At 67.8% G+C, this 13,818-nt stretch carries 15 protein-coding genes; 8 read left to right on the top strand and 7 right to left on the bottom strand.

Going from position 1 to position 13,818, the window contains the following annotated elements:
* Positions 1 to 11 precede the first annotated feature (11 nt).
* Positions 12 to 428, bottom strand: a complete 417-nt coding sequence (locus tag D7006_RS03550) for a hypothetical protein (protein WP_237355577.1) — start codon at positions 426 to 428, stop codon at positions 12 to 14.
* Positions 429 to 1,057: 629 nt separating this feature from the next.
* Between D7006_RS03550 and D7006_RS03545 the strand changes: the two genes are divergently transcribed.
* Positions 1,058 to 1,420: a DMT family protein gene (locus tag D7006_RS03545; protein WP_210254740.1), complete on the top strand. Its 363-nt coding sequence runs from the start codon at positions 1,058 to 1,060 to the stop codon at positions 1,418 to 1,420.
* Positions 1,421 to 1,516: 96 nt separating this feature from the next.
* On the opposite strand, the gene D7006_RS03540 is transcribed toward D7006_RS03545, so the two are convergent.
* From D7006_RS03540 to D7006_RS03520, 5 genes are all read right to left on the bottom strand, one after another.
* Complete coding sequence (locus tag D7006_RS03540; protein WP_237355576.1) at positions 1,517 to 2,299, bottom strand: hypothetical protein; 783 nt, start codon at positions 2,297 to 2,299, stop codon at positions 1,517 to 1,519.
* Positions 2,300 to 2,384: 85 nt separating this feature from the next.
* Complete coding sequence (locus tag D7006_RS03535; RefSeq protein ID WP_237355575.1) at positions 2,385 to 3,749, bottom strand: 8-oxoguanine deaminase; 1,365 nt, start codon at positions 3,747 to 3,749, stop codon at positions 2,385 to 2,387.
* A 75-nt stretch (positions 3,750 to 3,824) separates the two neighbouring features.
* The gene (locus D7006_RS03530) at positions 3,825 to 5,063 is read right to left on the bottom strand and encodes a PQQ-dependent sugar dehydrogenase (protein WP_237355574.1); all 1,239 of its coding nucleotides are present in this window, start codon (positions 5,061 to 5,063) and stop codon (positions 3,825 to 3,827) included.
* Positions 5,047 to 5,430, bottom strand: coding sequence for a hypothetical protein (locus D7006_RS03525; RefSeq protein WP_237355573.1), 384 nt, complete (start codon positions 5,428 to 5,430; stop codon positions 5,047 to 5,049). Before D7006_RS03525 ends, D7006_RS03530 begins: the two co-directional genes overlap by 17 nt.
* Positions 5,431 to 5,629: 199 nt before the next feature.
* Positions 5,630 to 6,268 carry a glutathione S-transferase family protein gene (locus D7006_RS03520; RefSeq protein ID WP_169123624.1) on the bottom strand — a complete coding sequence of 213 codons (639 nt, stop codon included), beginning with the start codon at positions 6,266 to 6,268 and terminating at the stop codon, positions 5,630 to 5,632.
* A gap of 261 nt (positions 6,269 to 6,529) precedes the next feature.
* Here D7006_RS03520 and D7006_RS03515 point away from each other — a divergent pair, with 261 nt between their 5' ends.
* From D7006_RS03515 to msrP, 5 genes are all read left to right on the top strand, one after another.
* Positions 6,530 to 7,732, top strand: a complete 1,203-nt coding sequence (locus tag D7006_RS03515) for a pyridoxal phosphate-dependent aminotransferase (RefSeq protein WP_169123623.1) — start codon at positions 6,530 to 6,532, stop codon at positions 7,730 to 7,732.
* 237 nt (positions 7,733 to 7,969) lie between these two features.
* Entirely contained in the window at positions 7,970 to 8,443 is a 474-nt protein-coding gene (locus D7006_RS03510; protein WP_169123622.1) for a DUF992 domain-containing protein, read from the top strand.
* A gap of 232 nt (positions 8,444 to 8,675) precedes the next feature.
* Positions 8,676 to 9,206, top strand: a complete 531-nt coding sequence (locus D7006_RS03505; protein ID WP_237355572.1) for a DUF992 domain-containing protein — start codon at positions 8,676 to 8,678, stop codon at positions 9,204 to 9,206.
* Between the two features lie 114 nt (positions 9,207 to 9,320).
* Complete coding sequence (locus D7006_RS03500; RefSeq protein WP_237355571.1) at positions 9,321 to 9,830, top strand: DUF992 domain-containing protein; 510 nt, start codon at positions 9,321 to 9,323, stop codon at positions 9,828 to 9,830.
* 103 nt (positions 9,831 to 9,933) lie between these two features.
* Positions 9,934 to 10,911 (top strand): protein-methionine-sulfoxide reductase catalytic subunit MsrP, encoded by a 978-nt coding sequence (gene msrP / locus D7006_RS03495; RefSeq protein WP_237355570.1) that lies wholly within the window; start codon positions 9,934 to 9,936, stop codon positions 10,909 to 10,911.
* Between the two features lie 161 nt (positions 10,912 to 11,072).
* Here the strand turns inward: msrP and D7006_RS03490 are convergent, their stop codons facing one another.
* Positions 11,073 to 12,302 carry an alanine racemase gene (locus tag D7006_RS03490; protein ID WP_237356842.1) on the bottom strand — a complete coding sequence of 410 codons (1,230 nt, stop codon included), beginning with the start codon at positions 12,300 to 12,302 and terminating at the stop codon, positions 11,073 to 11,075.
* 257 nt (positions 12,303 to 12,559) lie between these two features.
* Between D7006_RS03490 and D7006_RS03485 the strand changes: the two genes are divergently transcribed.
* Positions 12,560 to 13,102 carry a hypothetical protein gene (locus D7006_RS03485; RefSeq protein ID WP_229646593.1) on the top strand — a complete coding sequence of 181 codons (543 nt, stop codon included), beginning with the start codon at positions 12,560 to 12,562 and terminating at the stop codon, positions 13,100 to 13,102.
* Positions 13,099 to 13,791 carry a ribonuclease T gene (locus D7006_RS03480; RefSeq protein WP_237355569.1) on the top strand — a complete coding sequence of 231 codons (693 nt, stop codon included), beginning with the start codon at positions 13,099 to 13,101 and terminating at the stop codon, positions 13,789 to 13,791. The genes D7006_RS03485 and D7006_RS03480 overlap by 4 nt, the downstream gene beginning before the upstream one ends.
* Positions 13,792 to 13,818: the final 27 nt, after the last annotated feature.

The raw sequence follows: 13,818 nt of genomic DNA, 5'->3' as shown, positions 1-13,818 counted from the left end.
CTGTCGAAGGCTCAACGCCTGATCAGATCCACAACGCCGACCAGTTGCTTGCCAGTGAATGCAATCTGATAAGCCTTGGAAAACTGGAGCTTTGCCTTGGGCTCGAGAGCTTTGAGCTTGGCAACGAGTTCCGTATTGAACGCGAGGCTTCGCTTAACATCCAGGCTGACGTCACCCACATAGGCCGTACGAATTTGATAGACGTAGAATTTCCGGCCATCTTCCTGATAAGTGTCACGGCACCCAGCTCGTTGCATGAACATCGCGAAGGCATCGCGCGCCGTTTCGCTTGACACCTCGTATCGGGTCACGCCTTTGAGCTTCAGATCATAATAGTCCGTCAGCTTTCCGCTCAGATCAGCCGAAACGACGGATGCCTGAATTCCAGTAATTCCACCCTCCGCGGACAAGGACGAGGTCAGATCCATCTCGTCGATACCTCCAGATGGAGGCACAGTGATTGCAGATGCTATAGAGGAAGGAATGTTACACAGACGGTCCAAAGATACCGGTCCGCTGTTCCTGTCGCTTTGACGCGAAGTGTAGAGGGCACCGACCTTGAGGTCTCCCTTCGGAGGGATGACCACCCTCGCGCCGGGAGGTATCCCGCAGGCCGACAGGCCCAAGCCCGTCATCAGGATCAAAATTCCTCTCTTCATAAGTGCCCCCAATTCGTATGCCCCTTTTAGTTGCATACGAGTTCGAAGCACGGTCAACGTGCAGCCCCTTTGAAACTGCGAAAAAGAATACATAGATGCAAACTTGCAACTATCAATAATTGCAACCAATACGGGAAAGCTTCAAATCAATGAGTCGGCACAAGCGTTGCTAACGTCAGCGCGCTCCAAGCCACCATCTTGAAATTGCGGCGGGCACCACGATTGGGTGAAGGGCCCCGCGACGAATGTGCGGCAGGCCCCTCGGCCGCAACGCAATCGCGGCCTGCATCACGCCCCGGACGAAGCCGCAGGATAAGCAAAAAATAGGCGGCAGGTCTTGGCGCGGGGCATTTCGTGCTAGAGGGCGGATCGGTTCAGATCCGCCGGAACACTGCCTTATGCCCCCCCTGACGAACCTTCTGCCCCCCCAAATCCTGCCCATCGTCATGCTCGTGGCCTCGAACGTCTTCATGACGTTCGCCTGGTACGGACACCTCAAGCACAAGTCGGCGCCGCTCGTTCTCGCCATCGTCGCGAGCTGGGGTATCGCCTTTTTCGAGTATTGCCTCGCCGTGCCGGCCAACCGCTTCGGCTCGGAGGTGTATTCCACGGCACAGCTCAAGACGATGCAGGAGGTCATCACCCTCGTCGTCTTCGCCGGCTTCTCGGTGCTTTACCTAAAGGAACCGCTGGGCTGGAACCACCTGCTCGGCTTCGCCTTCATCTCGGCCGGCGCCTTCTTCATCTTCCACAAGTTCTGAGCGGCGCGACGCCGGGGCGGGAGGAACACAGCCACCCGCCCGGCGCCGCGCGATCAGCCCGCGCGGCGCCTGAGCGAAAGCAACGACGAAAACCGCTCAGGCCAGCGCGCGGCGCACCAGCGCCTCGACGGCGTTCACGGGCTGCTTCAGCCAGCCATATTCGGCCGGGATCACCGCCTCGGCCAACTGGTCGGCGAAACGCTCCACGTGGCGGCGCGGGTCGGCGCGAAACTGGGGCTGGGCCATGAAGAACTGCACGGAGACCGTGGAGCACGGGTGCTTGGAGGCGGCCGAGAGATAGAGCGGCACCTTCTTGGGCGGCCACCAGAATTTTCCGAACCGCCGGTCCGCGTGATAGTGCTCGAACAGGCGCGGATAGCCGTGATGGTTCAGCGCGCGGCCGGTCACGGCGTAATTGTTGGTGTAGATCACCCGCTTGAGCGGCCGCAGTTCGATCAGCGGGACGGTCTGGGAGTCCTCATAGGTGGTCAGCTGCGGGCCGACCAGGATCGAGCCCCACCAGATGCCGTTGAGCGGGCGCGGGCAGGCCTTGTCCAGTTCCTCGAACAGGCCGGGGGACAGCCAGTCGTCGTCGTCCACGAAGGCGATGAGATCGTCGCTCGCGCGCTTCGTCTGACGCAGCACCTCGTGGGAGATCACCTCGGCGCCCCGCACGGCGGCGAAGCTCGCGCGGGAGAGCTTGGCGATCTCGTCGCGGAAGCTGCGGTAATCCACCTTCAGGTTCCGATCCCACAGCGCCATGAAATCCACGAGCAGATTCTCGTCGATGTGGTGGCGGCGCAGGAAGCGGCGGGTGTCGTCGTCGGTCAAGGCGAGCCAGTCGGGACTGTAGCGCACCGCGACGATGCGTTTACCCATCGTCAACTCCGGACGGTCGTCTTCAAAAAGGCGGCGCCGTTTCCGGCACCGGGAGGGCGGGCCGCCAGCCGCCGCGGTCGTCTTATCAAGCGGAAGCCAGGCGCGCCAGTTCGGCGGCCATGGCGTTGTGCCGCGCCACCGCGGCGCCGAGGTCGATGGTGAGGAGGCGCCCGTCGCGCACCACCACCCGCCCGTTGATGACACTGAGGGACACATCCTGCGACTGGCAGAAGATGAGCGCCGCCACCGGATCATGCAGCGCCCCGGCGTAAGCGAGGCGCGACATGTCGAAGGCGATGAAATCCGCCGCCATCCCCGGGGCCAGCGCGCCGATATCGTCGCGCCCGAGCACCCGGGCGCCGCCCAGGGTCGCCAGCTCCAGCGCCGTGCGCGCGCTCATGGCGTCGGGACCATAAGCGACGCGCTGCAGCAGCATGGCCTGCCGCGCCTCGCTCAGCATGTGGCCGCTGTCGTTGGAGGCGGAGCCATCCACCCCGAGCCCCACGCGGATGCCCTCGGCGAGGAAGCGCTTGACCGGCGCAACGCCCGAGGCGAGGCGCATGTTGGAGCAGGGGCAATGGGCGATGCCCGTGCCGGTCTTCGCGAACAGGGCGATGCCGTCATCGTCCAGCTTCACGCAGTGGGCGTGCCAGACATCCGGCCCCACCCAGCCCAGCGAGCGCACATATTCGGTCGGCCCCATGCCGAAGGTCTTCTCGGAGAAGGCCACGTCGCTGTCGTTCTCGGCGAGGTGGGTGTGCAGCGTCAGGCCGTTGTCGCGGCCGAGCTTCAGCGTCTCCAGCATGAAGTCGCGACTCACCGTGAAGGGCGAGCAGGGCGCGAGCACGATGCGCAGCATGGAATAGCGGGCGGGGTCGTGATAGGCGCCGATCAGCCGCTCGGAGTCCTTCATCACGAAGTCCTCGTCCTCCACCACCCGGTCGGGCGGCAGGCCGCCTTTGCTCTCCCCGATGGTCATGGCGCCCCGCGCCGCGTGGAAGCGCATGCCGATCCGCCGCGCCGCACGGATGGAATCGTCGAGCCGCGCGCCGTTGGGATAGATGTAGAGATGGTCCGAGGAGGTGGTGCAGCCGGAGAGGATCAGCTCCGCCATGGCGGTTTCCGTCGCCGCCTCCACCATCTCGCCGGTCAGGCCCGCCCACAGCGGATAGAGCGATTTCAGCCAGGTGAACAGCTCCCCGTCCTGCGCCGCCGGCACGGCGCGGGTCAGGCTCTGCACCATGTGATGGTGGGTGTTGACCATGCCGGGCATCACCACATGGCCGGACAGGTCGATCACCTCGTCGGCGCTCGCCGGCAGGTCCTGCGGCCGGCCCACGGCGACGATGCGGCCGTCCTCCACATAGAGCCCGCCGCCCGCGATCTCCCGCCGCGCGCCGTCCATGGTCACGAGCACGAGGGCGTTGCGGGCGAGCAGGGTCGAGGCCATGGGAACTCCGGAAGACGGCGCCGCGCGTCTGCGGCCCGCCGATCTTAGGTAGCTTTGGGGACCGAGGGAATCCGGTCAGCGCCCGGCCGGCACCACGCGCAGGATCTCACCCGTGCTCTCGGCGGCGAGCCAGAGCGCGCCGTCCGGCCCCATGCGCACGTCGCGGATGCGCTTGCCGAGGGGCAGGCGCTCCTCGCCGATGACAGCGCCGTCGCGCACCTTCACCATCACCAGCGCCTGACCCGCCAGCGCGCCGACGAAGAGCTGGCCGCGCCAGCCCGGCAGCGCATCGCCCGTATAGAAGGCGGCGCCGGACGGGGCGATGGAGGGGTCCCAGTAGAACAAGGGCTGCTCCATGCCCTCCTTGGCCGTGCCGACGCCGATCTGGGCGCCGGAATAGTGCCGGCCATAGCCGATCACCGGCCAGCCGTAGTTCTCGCCCGCCTCCGGCCGGTTCACCTCGTCGCCACCGCGCGGGCCATGTTCGACGGTCCACAGCGCGCCGGTGCCCGGCTCGATGGCCGCGGCCTGCACGTTGCGGTGGCCAAAGCTCCAGATTTCAGGCCGGGCGCCGACCCTTTCGACGAAGGGATTGTCGGCGGGGATGGAGCCATCCGGCGCGATGCGGACGACCTTGCCCAGCGTCGTCGAGAGGTCCTGCGCCTTGTCCATGTGGTTGAAGCGCTCGCCGAGGGTGACGAACAGCATGCCATCGGGCGCGAACACGAGGCGCGAGCCGAAATGGTTGCCGCCGGACACCGCCGGCTGCTGGCGGAAGATCACGTCCAGGTCGGTGAGGCGGGTGAGGTCATCGGAGAGCCTGCCGCGGGCGACGGCGGTGGCGGCGCCTTCCGGTCGCGGCTCGGCATAGCTGAGATAGATCAGGCGGTTCTGCGCGAATTTGGGATCGAGCACCACGTCCAGCAGGCCGCCCTGCCCCCGCGCCGCCACCTTGGGCACGCCGGAGATAGGCGCGCCCACCTTGCCCGTCGCATCGATGGGGCGCAGCCGCCCGTCGCGCTCGGTGACGAGGAGGCGGCCATCGGGGAGGAAGGCGATGCTCCAGGGCGTATCGAGGCCGGTGGCGAAGGGCACCACGCGCACCTGCTCGCCGCCGAGGCGAGCCTCTACGGGCTGGGCGAAGGCGTAGGTCGCCGCCGCAATCAGGATGAGAATAAGGATGGCGCCGAGCGCCGCTCCGCCTGTGCCGCGCCGCCGCTTTGTTCGCGGCCCGGCGGCAAGCTGCGCCTCGGGCAGCACGGCGTTCAGCGGCGTGGGCGTATGCCGCGCTGCCGGATCAACGCGACCGCGCACGCGCGCGGGCTTCAACGCGAGAGGTGGCGAGGCGCCGCGCCGCAAGGGCCGACAGGAGAACCGCGCCGCCGACCGCGCCGAGCGACAGGAGGAAGCCGGAAGACTCCTTGACGCCGCCGGCGATCAGATCCCCCGCCATGGCCGCATGACCGCCGAGGACCAAAGCCACGGCGCCGATGGCGACCATGAGGGCAAAGGTGAGAACGGCCTGGGCCAGCGCGTCGCCTTCCTTGTGGGCGCGCACGGCGCGGGCCAGCAGCTCGGGATCCGCCGGCGACTGGCGCACGGCCCGGCGGGTGAGGGAAAAGTGCCCTGCTTCCATGTAACCGCCGACGTCACAACGTCCGGACATGATGGTCTCGCTCATTGGGGCAGCCTCCTCATCCCCTGTTCCGCGCGCACTCTGGCAACGTGAAAAGGGGCGAATCAGTTCCGCCGACACAAGGCAGGGTGGAAAAGAATCGTGGCGCGACCGCGGCTTAGCCTTCACGGATGATGGCAAGATGATGTCGGTCGCTCACGGACGCGCGAGCCATCCCCGCTGTTTTGCCGCGCCATTGCGCCGCTCAGGCGAGCGCCGGGTCGGCCGCCGCGTTCTCGGGCCGCCAGCCCATGTCCACGTGCCCCGGCTCCGCCGCGACGCGGGCGAGCCAGTCGCGCACCACGGGGAAGGCGGCGAGGGAGAAGTCCCCCTCCTCCGCCACATGGGTGTGGGCGAACAGGGCGATGTCGGCGATGGTCAGCGCATCGCCGACGAAATAGCGGCGGGCGGACAGGTGCCGCTCCATCACCTTGAGCGCCGCATAGCCCTCCTCCATCCAGCGATCCACGTCATGGGCGCGCAACTCGCGGCCGCCGCGCACCTGACGCAGCCAGAAGCGGGCGGTGGCGATGCCGGGCTCGTGGCTGTTCTGCTCGAAGAACATCCAGCGCAACACCTCGGCGCGGGCGAAGGCGTCGACGGGCAGAAGCGGCGTGCCCTCGGCGAGATAGAAGAGGATGGCGTTGGACTCGGCGAGGAAGCGCCCGTCCACATCGAGGAGCGGCACCCGCCCCTCCACGTTCATGGCGAGGAATTCGGGCGTGCGGTGCTCGCCGGCGAAGATGTCCACCTCCACGAGGCGGAACGGCCGGCCGAGCTTCGCCAGCATCAGGCGCACCTTGTAGGAATTGCCCGACGACTGCGTGGAATAGAGCGTCAGCACCTCAACCGTCCTCCCACCCCCGACGCCCCAGCATGTGGCGGCAGGCCGGGGTGGCTGCAAGCCCCGATTGCAGCCGGCCGCACCGCGCGGCGATCCATCAATCCGGCGTGGCGCGACATTCACGATCCTTGCTTGTTCGCGGCAAAGCTCTGAACTAGTGTCCGCCGCGCCGGCATCCGGCCGGCCCTCGACCTGTCATCGTTGCGCCCGTGCCGCGGCATCCGCTCCGCCCACGATCGCGCGTCCCGGAGCCCAAAGGCCATGAGCCTCCTTTCGTCCGCCCTCAAGCGCATCAAGCCCTCCCCCACCATCGCCATCTCCAACAAGGCGCGGGAGCTGAAGGCGTCGGGGCGGGACATCATCGCGCTCTCGGCCGGCGAGCCGGACTTCGACACCCCTGACAACATCAAGGAAGCCGCCATCGCGGCCATCCGTCGCGGCGAGACCAAGTACACCGCCGTGGACGGCATTCCCGAGCTGAAGGCCGCCATCTGCCGCAAGTTCAAGCGCGAGAACGGGCTGGACTACAAGCCCTCGCAGGTGACGGTCGGCACCGGCGGCAAGCAGGTGCTGTTCAATGCGCTCGTCGCCACGGTCGACGCCGGCGACGAGGTCATCATCCCGGCGCCCTTCTGGGTGAGCTACCCGGACATCGTGGAATTCTGCGGCGGCACCCCGGTGCCGGCGATGACCACGCTGGAAGACAATTTCAAGCTGCGTCCCGAGGTGCTGGAAGCCGCCATCACGCCGAAGACCAAGTGGCTGATCTTCAACTCGCCCTCGAACCCCTCCGGCGCGGCCTACAGCTTCGACGAGCTGAAGGCGCTCACCGACGTGCTGGTGAAGCATCCCCATGTGTGGATCCTCACCGACGACATGTACGAGCACCTCGTCTATGACGACTTCAAGTTCGTCACCCCGGCGCAGGTGGAGCCCGCGCTCTACGACCGCACGCTGACCATGAACGGCGTGTCCAAGGCCTATTGCATGACCGGCTGGCGCATCGGCTACGCCGCCGGCCCGGAGGCGCTCATCAAGGCCATCGGGACCCTGCAGTCCCAGTCCACCTCCAACCCCTCTTCCATCGCCCAGTGGGCGGCGCTCGAGGCGCTGGACGGGCCGCAGGACTTCATCGCCGCCAACAACAAGGTGTTCAAGGAGCGCCGCGACCTCGTGGTCTCCATGCTCAACCAGACCAAGGGCCTCACCTGCCCGAAGCCGGAAGGCGCCTTCTATGTCTTCCCGTCCTGCGCCGGCACGATCGGCAAGACCACGCCCTCGGGCGTGAAGATCACCGACGACGAGGTGTTCGCCACCGAGTTGCTCAACGCCGAGGGCGTCGCGGTGGTGCATGGGTCGGCCTTCGGCCTCGGCCCGGCCTTCCGCATCTCCTACGCCACGGCCACCACGGACCTCGAGGAAGCCTGCCGCCGCATCCAGCGCTTCTGCGGCTCCCTGGTCTGACCCAAGCATCGCGAGCGGCGCACGCCGCTCGCGTTCGACCCGGCCAGCGCACCGGCCCCTCGTCCCCCCACCTCCCGCGAAAGTGACCTTTCGGCAGGGTGGGAATTGCAACAGCAGCGGGAAAACGGAACCCGGCGCCAACTGGAGCGTTGGCGCAGCGGTGAAGTCTGGGCTAAGGCTGCGCGGTCGTCGGGCGCCGGATTCGACCCGCCCGCTTCCCACAGGAGGAACGACATCATGAAGACTGTTCTCAAGGCCGGCCTCGCTGCGGCCGCTGTGCTCGTCGCCGGCGCGCTTCCCGCTTCTGCCCAGTCGCGCGTCCAGGTGGGCACGCTGACCTGCAACCTGGCACCCAACGTGGCCTTCGTCATCGGCTCCGTGCGCGAGATGAGCTGCGCGTTCCGTCCCGCCGTGCATGGCGTGAAGCGCGCCACCTATCAGGGCACCGTGCGCCGCTTCGGCCTCGACATCGGCGTGAACGGCCGTGGCACCCTGGTGTGGGGCGTGTTCGCTCCGTCCGCCAAGGTTCCCGCCGGCGCCCTGCGCGGCACCTATGTGGGTGCGGCTGGCTCGGCCTCCATCGGCGTGGGCCTCGGCGCCAACGTGCTGGTCGGCGGTTCGCAGAACACCTTCGCGCTGCAGCCGCTGTCGCTCGAAGGCCAGACCGGTCTCAACCTCGCCCTCGGCGTGTCGGACCTCACCCTGCGCTGATTCGGCTCCACCCCGCGGCAGGACGGCCGAAACGCCACCTGCCGCAGCGGCATAGAGCTAATTGCAAGCCTGCCCCGCGCCCCCGGCCCAACCGGGGGCGCGAGCATTTTCAAGCCCCCGACTCCCCGCGCGCGCCCCGATGATTCCGCCCGCGCCACGCCGACGGACGTCGAGATTGCGCGAGACTCCTCGGCCACGTACCTCTCTCACGTCGCCATCCGGGGGATATTCCATGCGCGCCACCATCGCCGCCGCCGTCCTTGCCGTCTCGACCGTGCTCGCCGCTGCGGTTCCGGCCTCTGCCCAGCCCCTCCCGCCGGTGCAGCTTCCCCCGCCCCCGACCGGACCGCTGGTCCAGTCCGGCATGCTGGTGTGCAAGGTCGCGCCGTCCATCGGCTTCGTGATCGGCTCCATGCGCGAGGCGGCCTGCGAATTCCGGGACAATGCGGCGCAGCCTTATGTGGTGCTGTCGCGCTACAAGGGCACCATCTCCCGCTTCGGCATCGATCTCGGCGTGCTCGCCGCCGATACGCTCGCCTGGGCCGTGTTCGCCCCCACCGCCCGGCCCAACCCGAACGACATCGCCGGCAGCTATATCGGCGTCTCGGCCGATGCCGCCTGGACCATCGGCGCGGGCGCCAACGTGCTGCTCGGCGGCTCCAGCAACCAGATCGCCCTGCAGACCGTCTCGGTGGAGGGCATGGTGGGCGCCGACGTCGCGGCCGGCATCGCCGACCTCACCCTCGTTCTGCTGCCGAACTGAAGGTATTTCGCGACCCACCACAAAAGGGCCGCAGCCTTCGTGGCAGAGTGAGCTTTGCCTCGGCCGGACGACATGTCCCCGCCGAGGCGCCATCCCTGTGCGGAGGGGTTCGGCATGTCCAGGTTTGTGTCTCGTTCCGTGGCGGTCGCGCTTGGCGCGACAGGCCTCGCCGCCATGCTGGCGCCGGCCTTGGGCGGCCCGGCGATGCCGCAGGTGGCGGCCGGCCTGCTGGAATGCCGCAGCGCCTTCGCCACCGGCTACGGCTTCGGCTCTTCGCGCTCCGTGAAATGCGAATACCGGCCCTCCATGGGGGTCAACCACTATTACAGCGGCACCATGGAGCGGATCGGGCTCGACTTCGGCGTGTCCGATCAGGCCAGCATGCTATGGGCGGTGATCGCCACCTCGCCGGCCGTGGCGCCCGGCGCGCTCGCCGGGAAATATGTCGGCATCTCCACCGGCTTCTCCCTCGGCCCGGGCTTTTCCGCCAACATGCTGGCCTCCGACGACGCCACCAAGCAGGTGACGCTTCAGCCGCTCAGCGTATCCTCCGACAGCGGCCTCAGCGTCTCCATCGCCGGAGCGACGCTGACGCTGGAGCAATCCGGCGCCAACCCGCAATGAGGCTCTACACCGGCGCGTAAGACACGCCCGTGTGAGACACGCCCGTGTGACTTGCCCCTTCGTCCCCCCGCCCTGATCTTGGCGCCGCGACGGAGGACACTGAATGCTCATCAGATCAAGGCGTGGCTGGGAACTTCCCGAATCGGCGGCGACGCCGGAGGACGTCTATCTCAACCGTCGGCAGGCCATGGGTGCGGGCGCGATGCTCCTCGCCGGCCTCGGCGCCGGGACGCTCTCCAGCCCTGCCGCAGCCCAGCGCGTCGGCGACGTGCCCGACCCCTCGGCCAGCCTCTACCCCGCCCCGCGGAACCCCCGCTACACGCTCGAGAGGCCGGTGACGCCCGAGGCGAAGTCGAGCCTCGTGAACAATTATTACGAGTTCAGCTACGGCAAGGTCGTCGGCCCCTCCATGACGCGCTTCCAGCGCCGGCCGTGGCTCGTCAAGATCGACGGGCTGGTGGAGAAGCCCCAGGAGATGGGCATCGACGATCTGTTCAAGAAAGTGAAGTTCGAGGAGCGTCTCTATCGCCACCGCTGCGTCGAGGCGTGGTCCATGGCGGTGCCGTGGACGGGCTTTCCCATGAAGGACCTCGTGGCCCTCGCCGCCCCCACCTCGGGCGCGAAATACATCAAGATGGAAACCTTCCTCGATCCCAAGGTGGCGCCCAACCAGCGGGACTTCCGCTATACGTGGCCATACGTCGAAGGCCTGACCCTGGAAGAAGCGACCAACGAGCTCGCCTTCCTCGTCACCGGCGTCTACGGCAAGCCCGCGCCCAACCAGTTCGGCGCGCCGCTGCGGCTCGTGCTGCCGTGGAAATACGGCTTCAAGTCCATCAAGGGCATCGTCCGCTTCACCTTCACCGACAAGCAGCCGGTGAGCTTCTGGGAGCAGTTGCAGGGCTCTGAATACGGCTTCTGGGCCAATGTGAACCCCAAGGTGCCGCATCCGCGCTGGAGCCAGGCCAGCGAGGAGGACATCGCCACCGGCGAGCGCGTGCCCACCGTGATCTTCAACGGCTACGGCGAGTATGTCGCGGACCTCTACAAGGGCCGCGAGACGCAGAAGATCTGGTTCTAGGGGGGACCCTCACCATCCCTTTCGGCCGTCATCCCCCGGCTTGTCCGGGGGATCCACCGGGCGGACGGGGCCGCTCATGGTTCAGACATCGCGCAGTCGGCACAGTGGATGCCCCGGACAAGCCGGGGCATGACAGCTCAGGTTGAAGGCTCCGCCTTTCCTTACCCCTCCACGCCGCCCCGCCGCTCGGGTTCGGCGAAGCCGTCCGGTGCCTCTCCGGCGTCGAACGGCGTCGTCACCTCCACGAAGGTGTCGGGGTAGAAGCCGTTGAAGCGGGTGCGCAAAGAGAGGGAATAGGCCCCGATGTGGCCGATCTCGATCCAGTCGCCCGTATCCACGCTCTCCGGCAGATAGAAGGGGCGGGAGAGCACGTCCACGCTGTCGCAGGTGGCGCCGTAGATGCGGAACGGCGCCATCACGTCCGCCCGCCCCGGCCGGCGGCGGCGGGCGGGATCGGGGATATGACGCACCGGAAGCAGGATCTTCCCCGTCCACGAATCCGACAAAGACGACCACACGCCGTCATTGATGTAGAGCCGCTGGCCCTTCTTCAGCAGCACCCGCACGATGACCGAGAAGGCGCGGGCGACGATGACGCGCCCCGGCTCCGCCACCAGCGGGATGCCGGAAAAGCCGTGCCGCTCAACCGCCCCCATCAGCCCGCCGACGATCTCGCCCAGCGGCGGCATGGGCGGCACCGGCCGGCGGGGGTCCACCGCATAGGTCGCCGGGAAGCCGCCGCCCACGTCGAGTGCAGTGATGGGCACCTTGGCCGCGTCGCGCACCTCGGCGGCGGTGGCGACGGCGCGGGCATAGGTGTCCACGTCCTCCACCTGGCTGCCCACGTGGAAGCACAGGCCACAGCGTATGCCGAGGCCATCGATGCGCTGGAGCAGTTCCGCCGCATGGCCCGGCGCCGCGCCGAACTTGCGCGACAGCTCGTAGGCCGCCTCCCCCTTGGAGGCGATGCGCACGAACAAGGTGAGGTCTTCCGGGTCTAGATCCAGCGCGCGGACGATGCGCACGATCTTCGCCACCTCGTCCTCATGGTCGAGGGCGGTAGCGCGGATGCGGTAATGCTCCAGCGCGAGGCGGATGTCCGACTGCGCCTTCACCGGGTGCATGTAAAAGAGCTCCGCCCCCGGCGCGGCGGCGCGCGCCGCCGCGAACTCGGCGGGCGAGGCCACATCGAAGGCGTTGATGCCGGCGCGCGCCAGCACGTCGAGCACCATGGGCTCGCCATTGGTCTTCACCGCATAGGCGGTCTTGCCCGGAAAGGCTTTGAGGAAGGCCGCGGCGTCGGCGGCCAGCACGTCCGGGCGGAAGCAATAGACCGGCTGGTCCGGCCGCATCTCCAGCGCCGCCTCCCGGCCGGTGGCGAAGCGCGGCAAGGCGGAGGGTTCAGGTCCGCTGCGGCTTGCGGCCACGAGGTGGGGCGTCGTTTGCGGCATTCGGGGCTCCTCCCGCACGAGTCGGACGCCGCCACCTTGCCGGTCTTTTCCGGCGAGAGCACGACACCCGCCATCGAACCGCTCGTTCATTTTCTCTTAAGGTGTTGCCGCCGCGTCCTTGACCGCAGCAAAAGCCGGTCGCATCGTCCCGCCGAGGTACGCCCGGAGGGGCGAGAGGCCGCGAAGTGGAGACGACCATGGGTGAGCGGGCGCTGGGCGCGAAGGCCGTTGGCGACAAGGCTGGCGGCAAGATGAAGCGCATGCGCGCGGCCATGGGAGGCGCCTTCGGCCGGATCGCCGCGGCGGCCGCCGTGGCCGCGCTTGCGTTCGCGCCCGTATCCTTCGCCCCCGCCAAGGCGGCGAATCTGGCCGAGCTGAATTTCTGGCTCTCCGGCCCCAATTATTCCGGCGTCATCCCGGCCTGCGACAGCCAGGAGGCGCTCGACCTCATCGCCACCCGCTTCGCCGAGACCGAGCGGCGCTTCTGGGCTTCCACCCTCTCCATCACCGACTTCGAGAAGGTGCACGAGATCGCCTATCGCCCGTGGGGACCGGAATACCAGCCGCGCCGCTATTGCCGTGGCACGGTCTTCACCAACGATCTCAAGAAGCGCGCCATCTATTATTCCATCATCGAGGACGGCGGCTTCATCGGCGCCAGCTGGGGCGTGGAATGGTGCGTGGTGGGTCTCGACCGCAACTACGCCTACGCCCCGTCCTGCAAGATGGCGGGTCCGTGACGCGGCCTTTCGCGCGGGCCCTGCGGGCGACCGCGGGCCGGCTCGCCGCCGGTCTCGCGCTGCTGCTGGCGTTCGCGGCCCATGGTCCCGCGCGCGCCGAGGGCCAGCCCGGCCAGTTCGATTTCTATGTGCTCTCCTTGTCCTGGTCGCCGACCTATTGCGAGGATCAGGGCCGCCGCGCGGACAGCGAGCCGCAATGCTCGCTCACCCGCCCCTACGCCTTCGTGGTGCACGGGCTGTGGCCGCAATATGAGCGGGGCTTCCCGCAATATTGCCAGAACCCGCCGCCCTACGTGCCCAATCCTTTGGTCAATTCCATGCTGGACGTGATGCCGAGCCGGCGTCTCGTCATCTACGAATGGAAGAAGCACGGCACCTGCTCCGGCCTGTCGCCGCAGGCCTATTTCGATCAGGTGCGCGCGGCGAAGGCGAAGGTGGTCATCCCGGCGGAGTTCTCCCGCCTCGACGACTACAAGATGGTCTCGCCGCAGGAGGTGGAAGACGCCTTCCGCGCTGCCAATCCCGGCCTCGACACCGGCATGATCTCTGTGGATTGCGACCGGCGCCGGCTGCGCGAAGTGCGGGTGTGCCTCAGCCGTGACCTCGCCTTCCAGCCCTGCCCGGAGGTGGACCGCCGCGCCTGCCGGCTCTCGCGCATGGTGATGCCGCCGGTGCGCGGCGGGCGCTGAGGCCCCCGCCGGCCGGTGCGCGATCCG

This window comes from Xanthobacter sp. YC-JY1 (assembly GCF_021730305.1).
Classification (GTDB): domain Bacteria; phylum Pseudomonadota; class Alphaproteobacteria; order Rhizobiales; family Xanthobacteraceae; genus Xanthobacter; species Xanthobacter flavus.
Note: the sequence above shows the minus strand (reverse complement) of the source record. Positions and strands in the feature narration are given on the sequence as shown.

Coding starts and splice junctions, on each gene's coding strand:
- D7006_RS03550 (WP_237355577.1), bottom strand. CDS start 428: ATGGATCTGACCTCGTCCTTGTCCGCGGAGGGTGGAATTACTGGAATT.
- D7006_RS03545 (WP_210254740.1), top strand. CDS start 1,058: ATGCCCCCCCTGACGAACCTTCTGCCCCCCCAAATCCTGCCCATCGTC.
- D7006_RS03540 (WP_237355576.1), bottom strand. CDS start 2,299: ATGGGTAAACGCATCGTCGCGGTGCGCTACAGTCCCGACTGGCTCGCC.
- D7006_RS03535 (WP_237355575.1), bottom strand. CDS start 3,749: ATGGCCTCGACCCTGCTCGCCCGCAACGCCCTCGTGCTCGTGACCATG.
- D7006_RS03525 (WP_237355573.1), bottom strand. CDS start 5,430: ATGAGCGAGACCATCATGTCCGGACGTTGTGACGTCGGCGGTTACATG.
- D7006_RS03515 (WP_169123623.1), top strand. CDS start 6,530: ATGAGCCTCCTTTCGTCCGCCCTCAAGCGCATCAAGCCCTCCCCCACC.
- D7006_RS03510 (WP_169123622.1), top strand. CDS start 7,970: ATGAAGACTGTTCTCAAGGCCGGCCTCGCTGCGGCCGCTGTGCTCGTC.
- D7006_RS03505 (WP_237355572.1), top strand. CDS start 8,676: ATGCGCGCCACCATCGCCGCCGCCGTCCTTGCCGTCTCGACCGTGCTC.
- D7006_RS03500 (WP_237355571.1), top strand. CDS start 9,321: ATGTCCAGGTTTGTGTCTCGTTCCGTGGCGGTCGCGCTTGGCGCGACA.
- msrP (WP_237355570.1), top strand. CDS start 9,934: ATGCTCATCAGATCAAGGCGTGGCTGGGAACTTCCCGAATCGGCGGCG.
- D7006_RS03485 (WP_229646593.1), top strand. CDS start 12,560: ATGGGTGAGCGGGCGCTGGGCGCGAAGGCCGTTGGCGACAAGGCTGGC.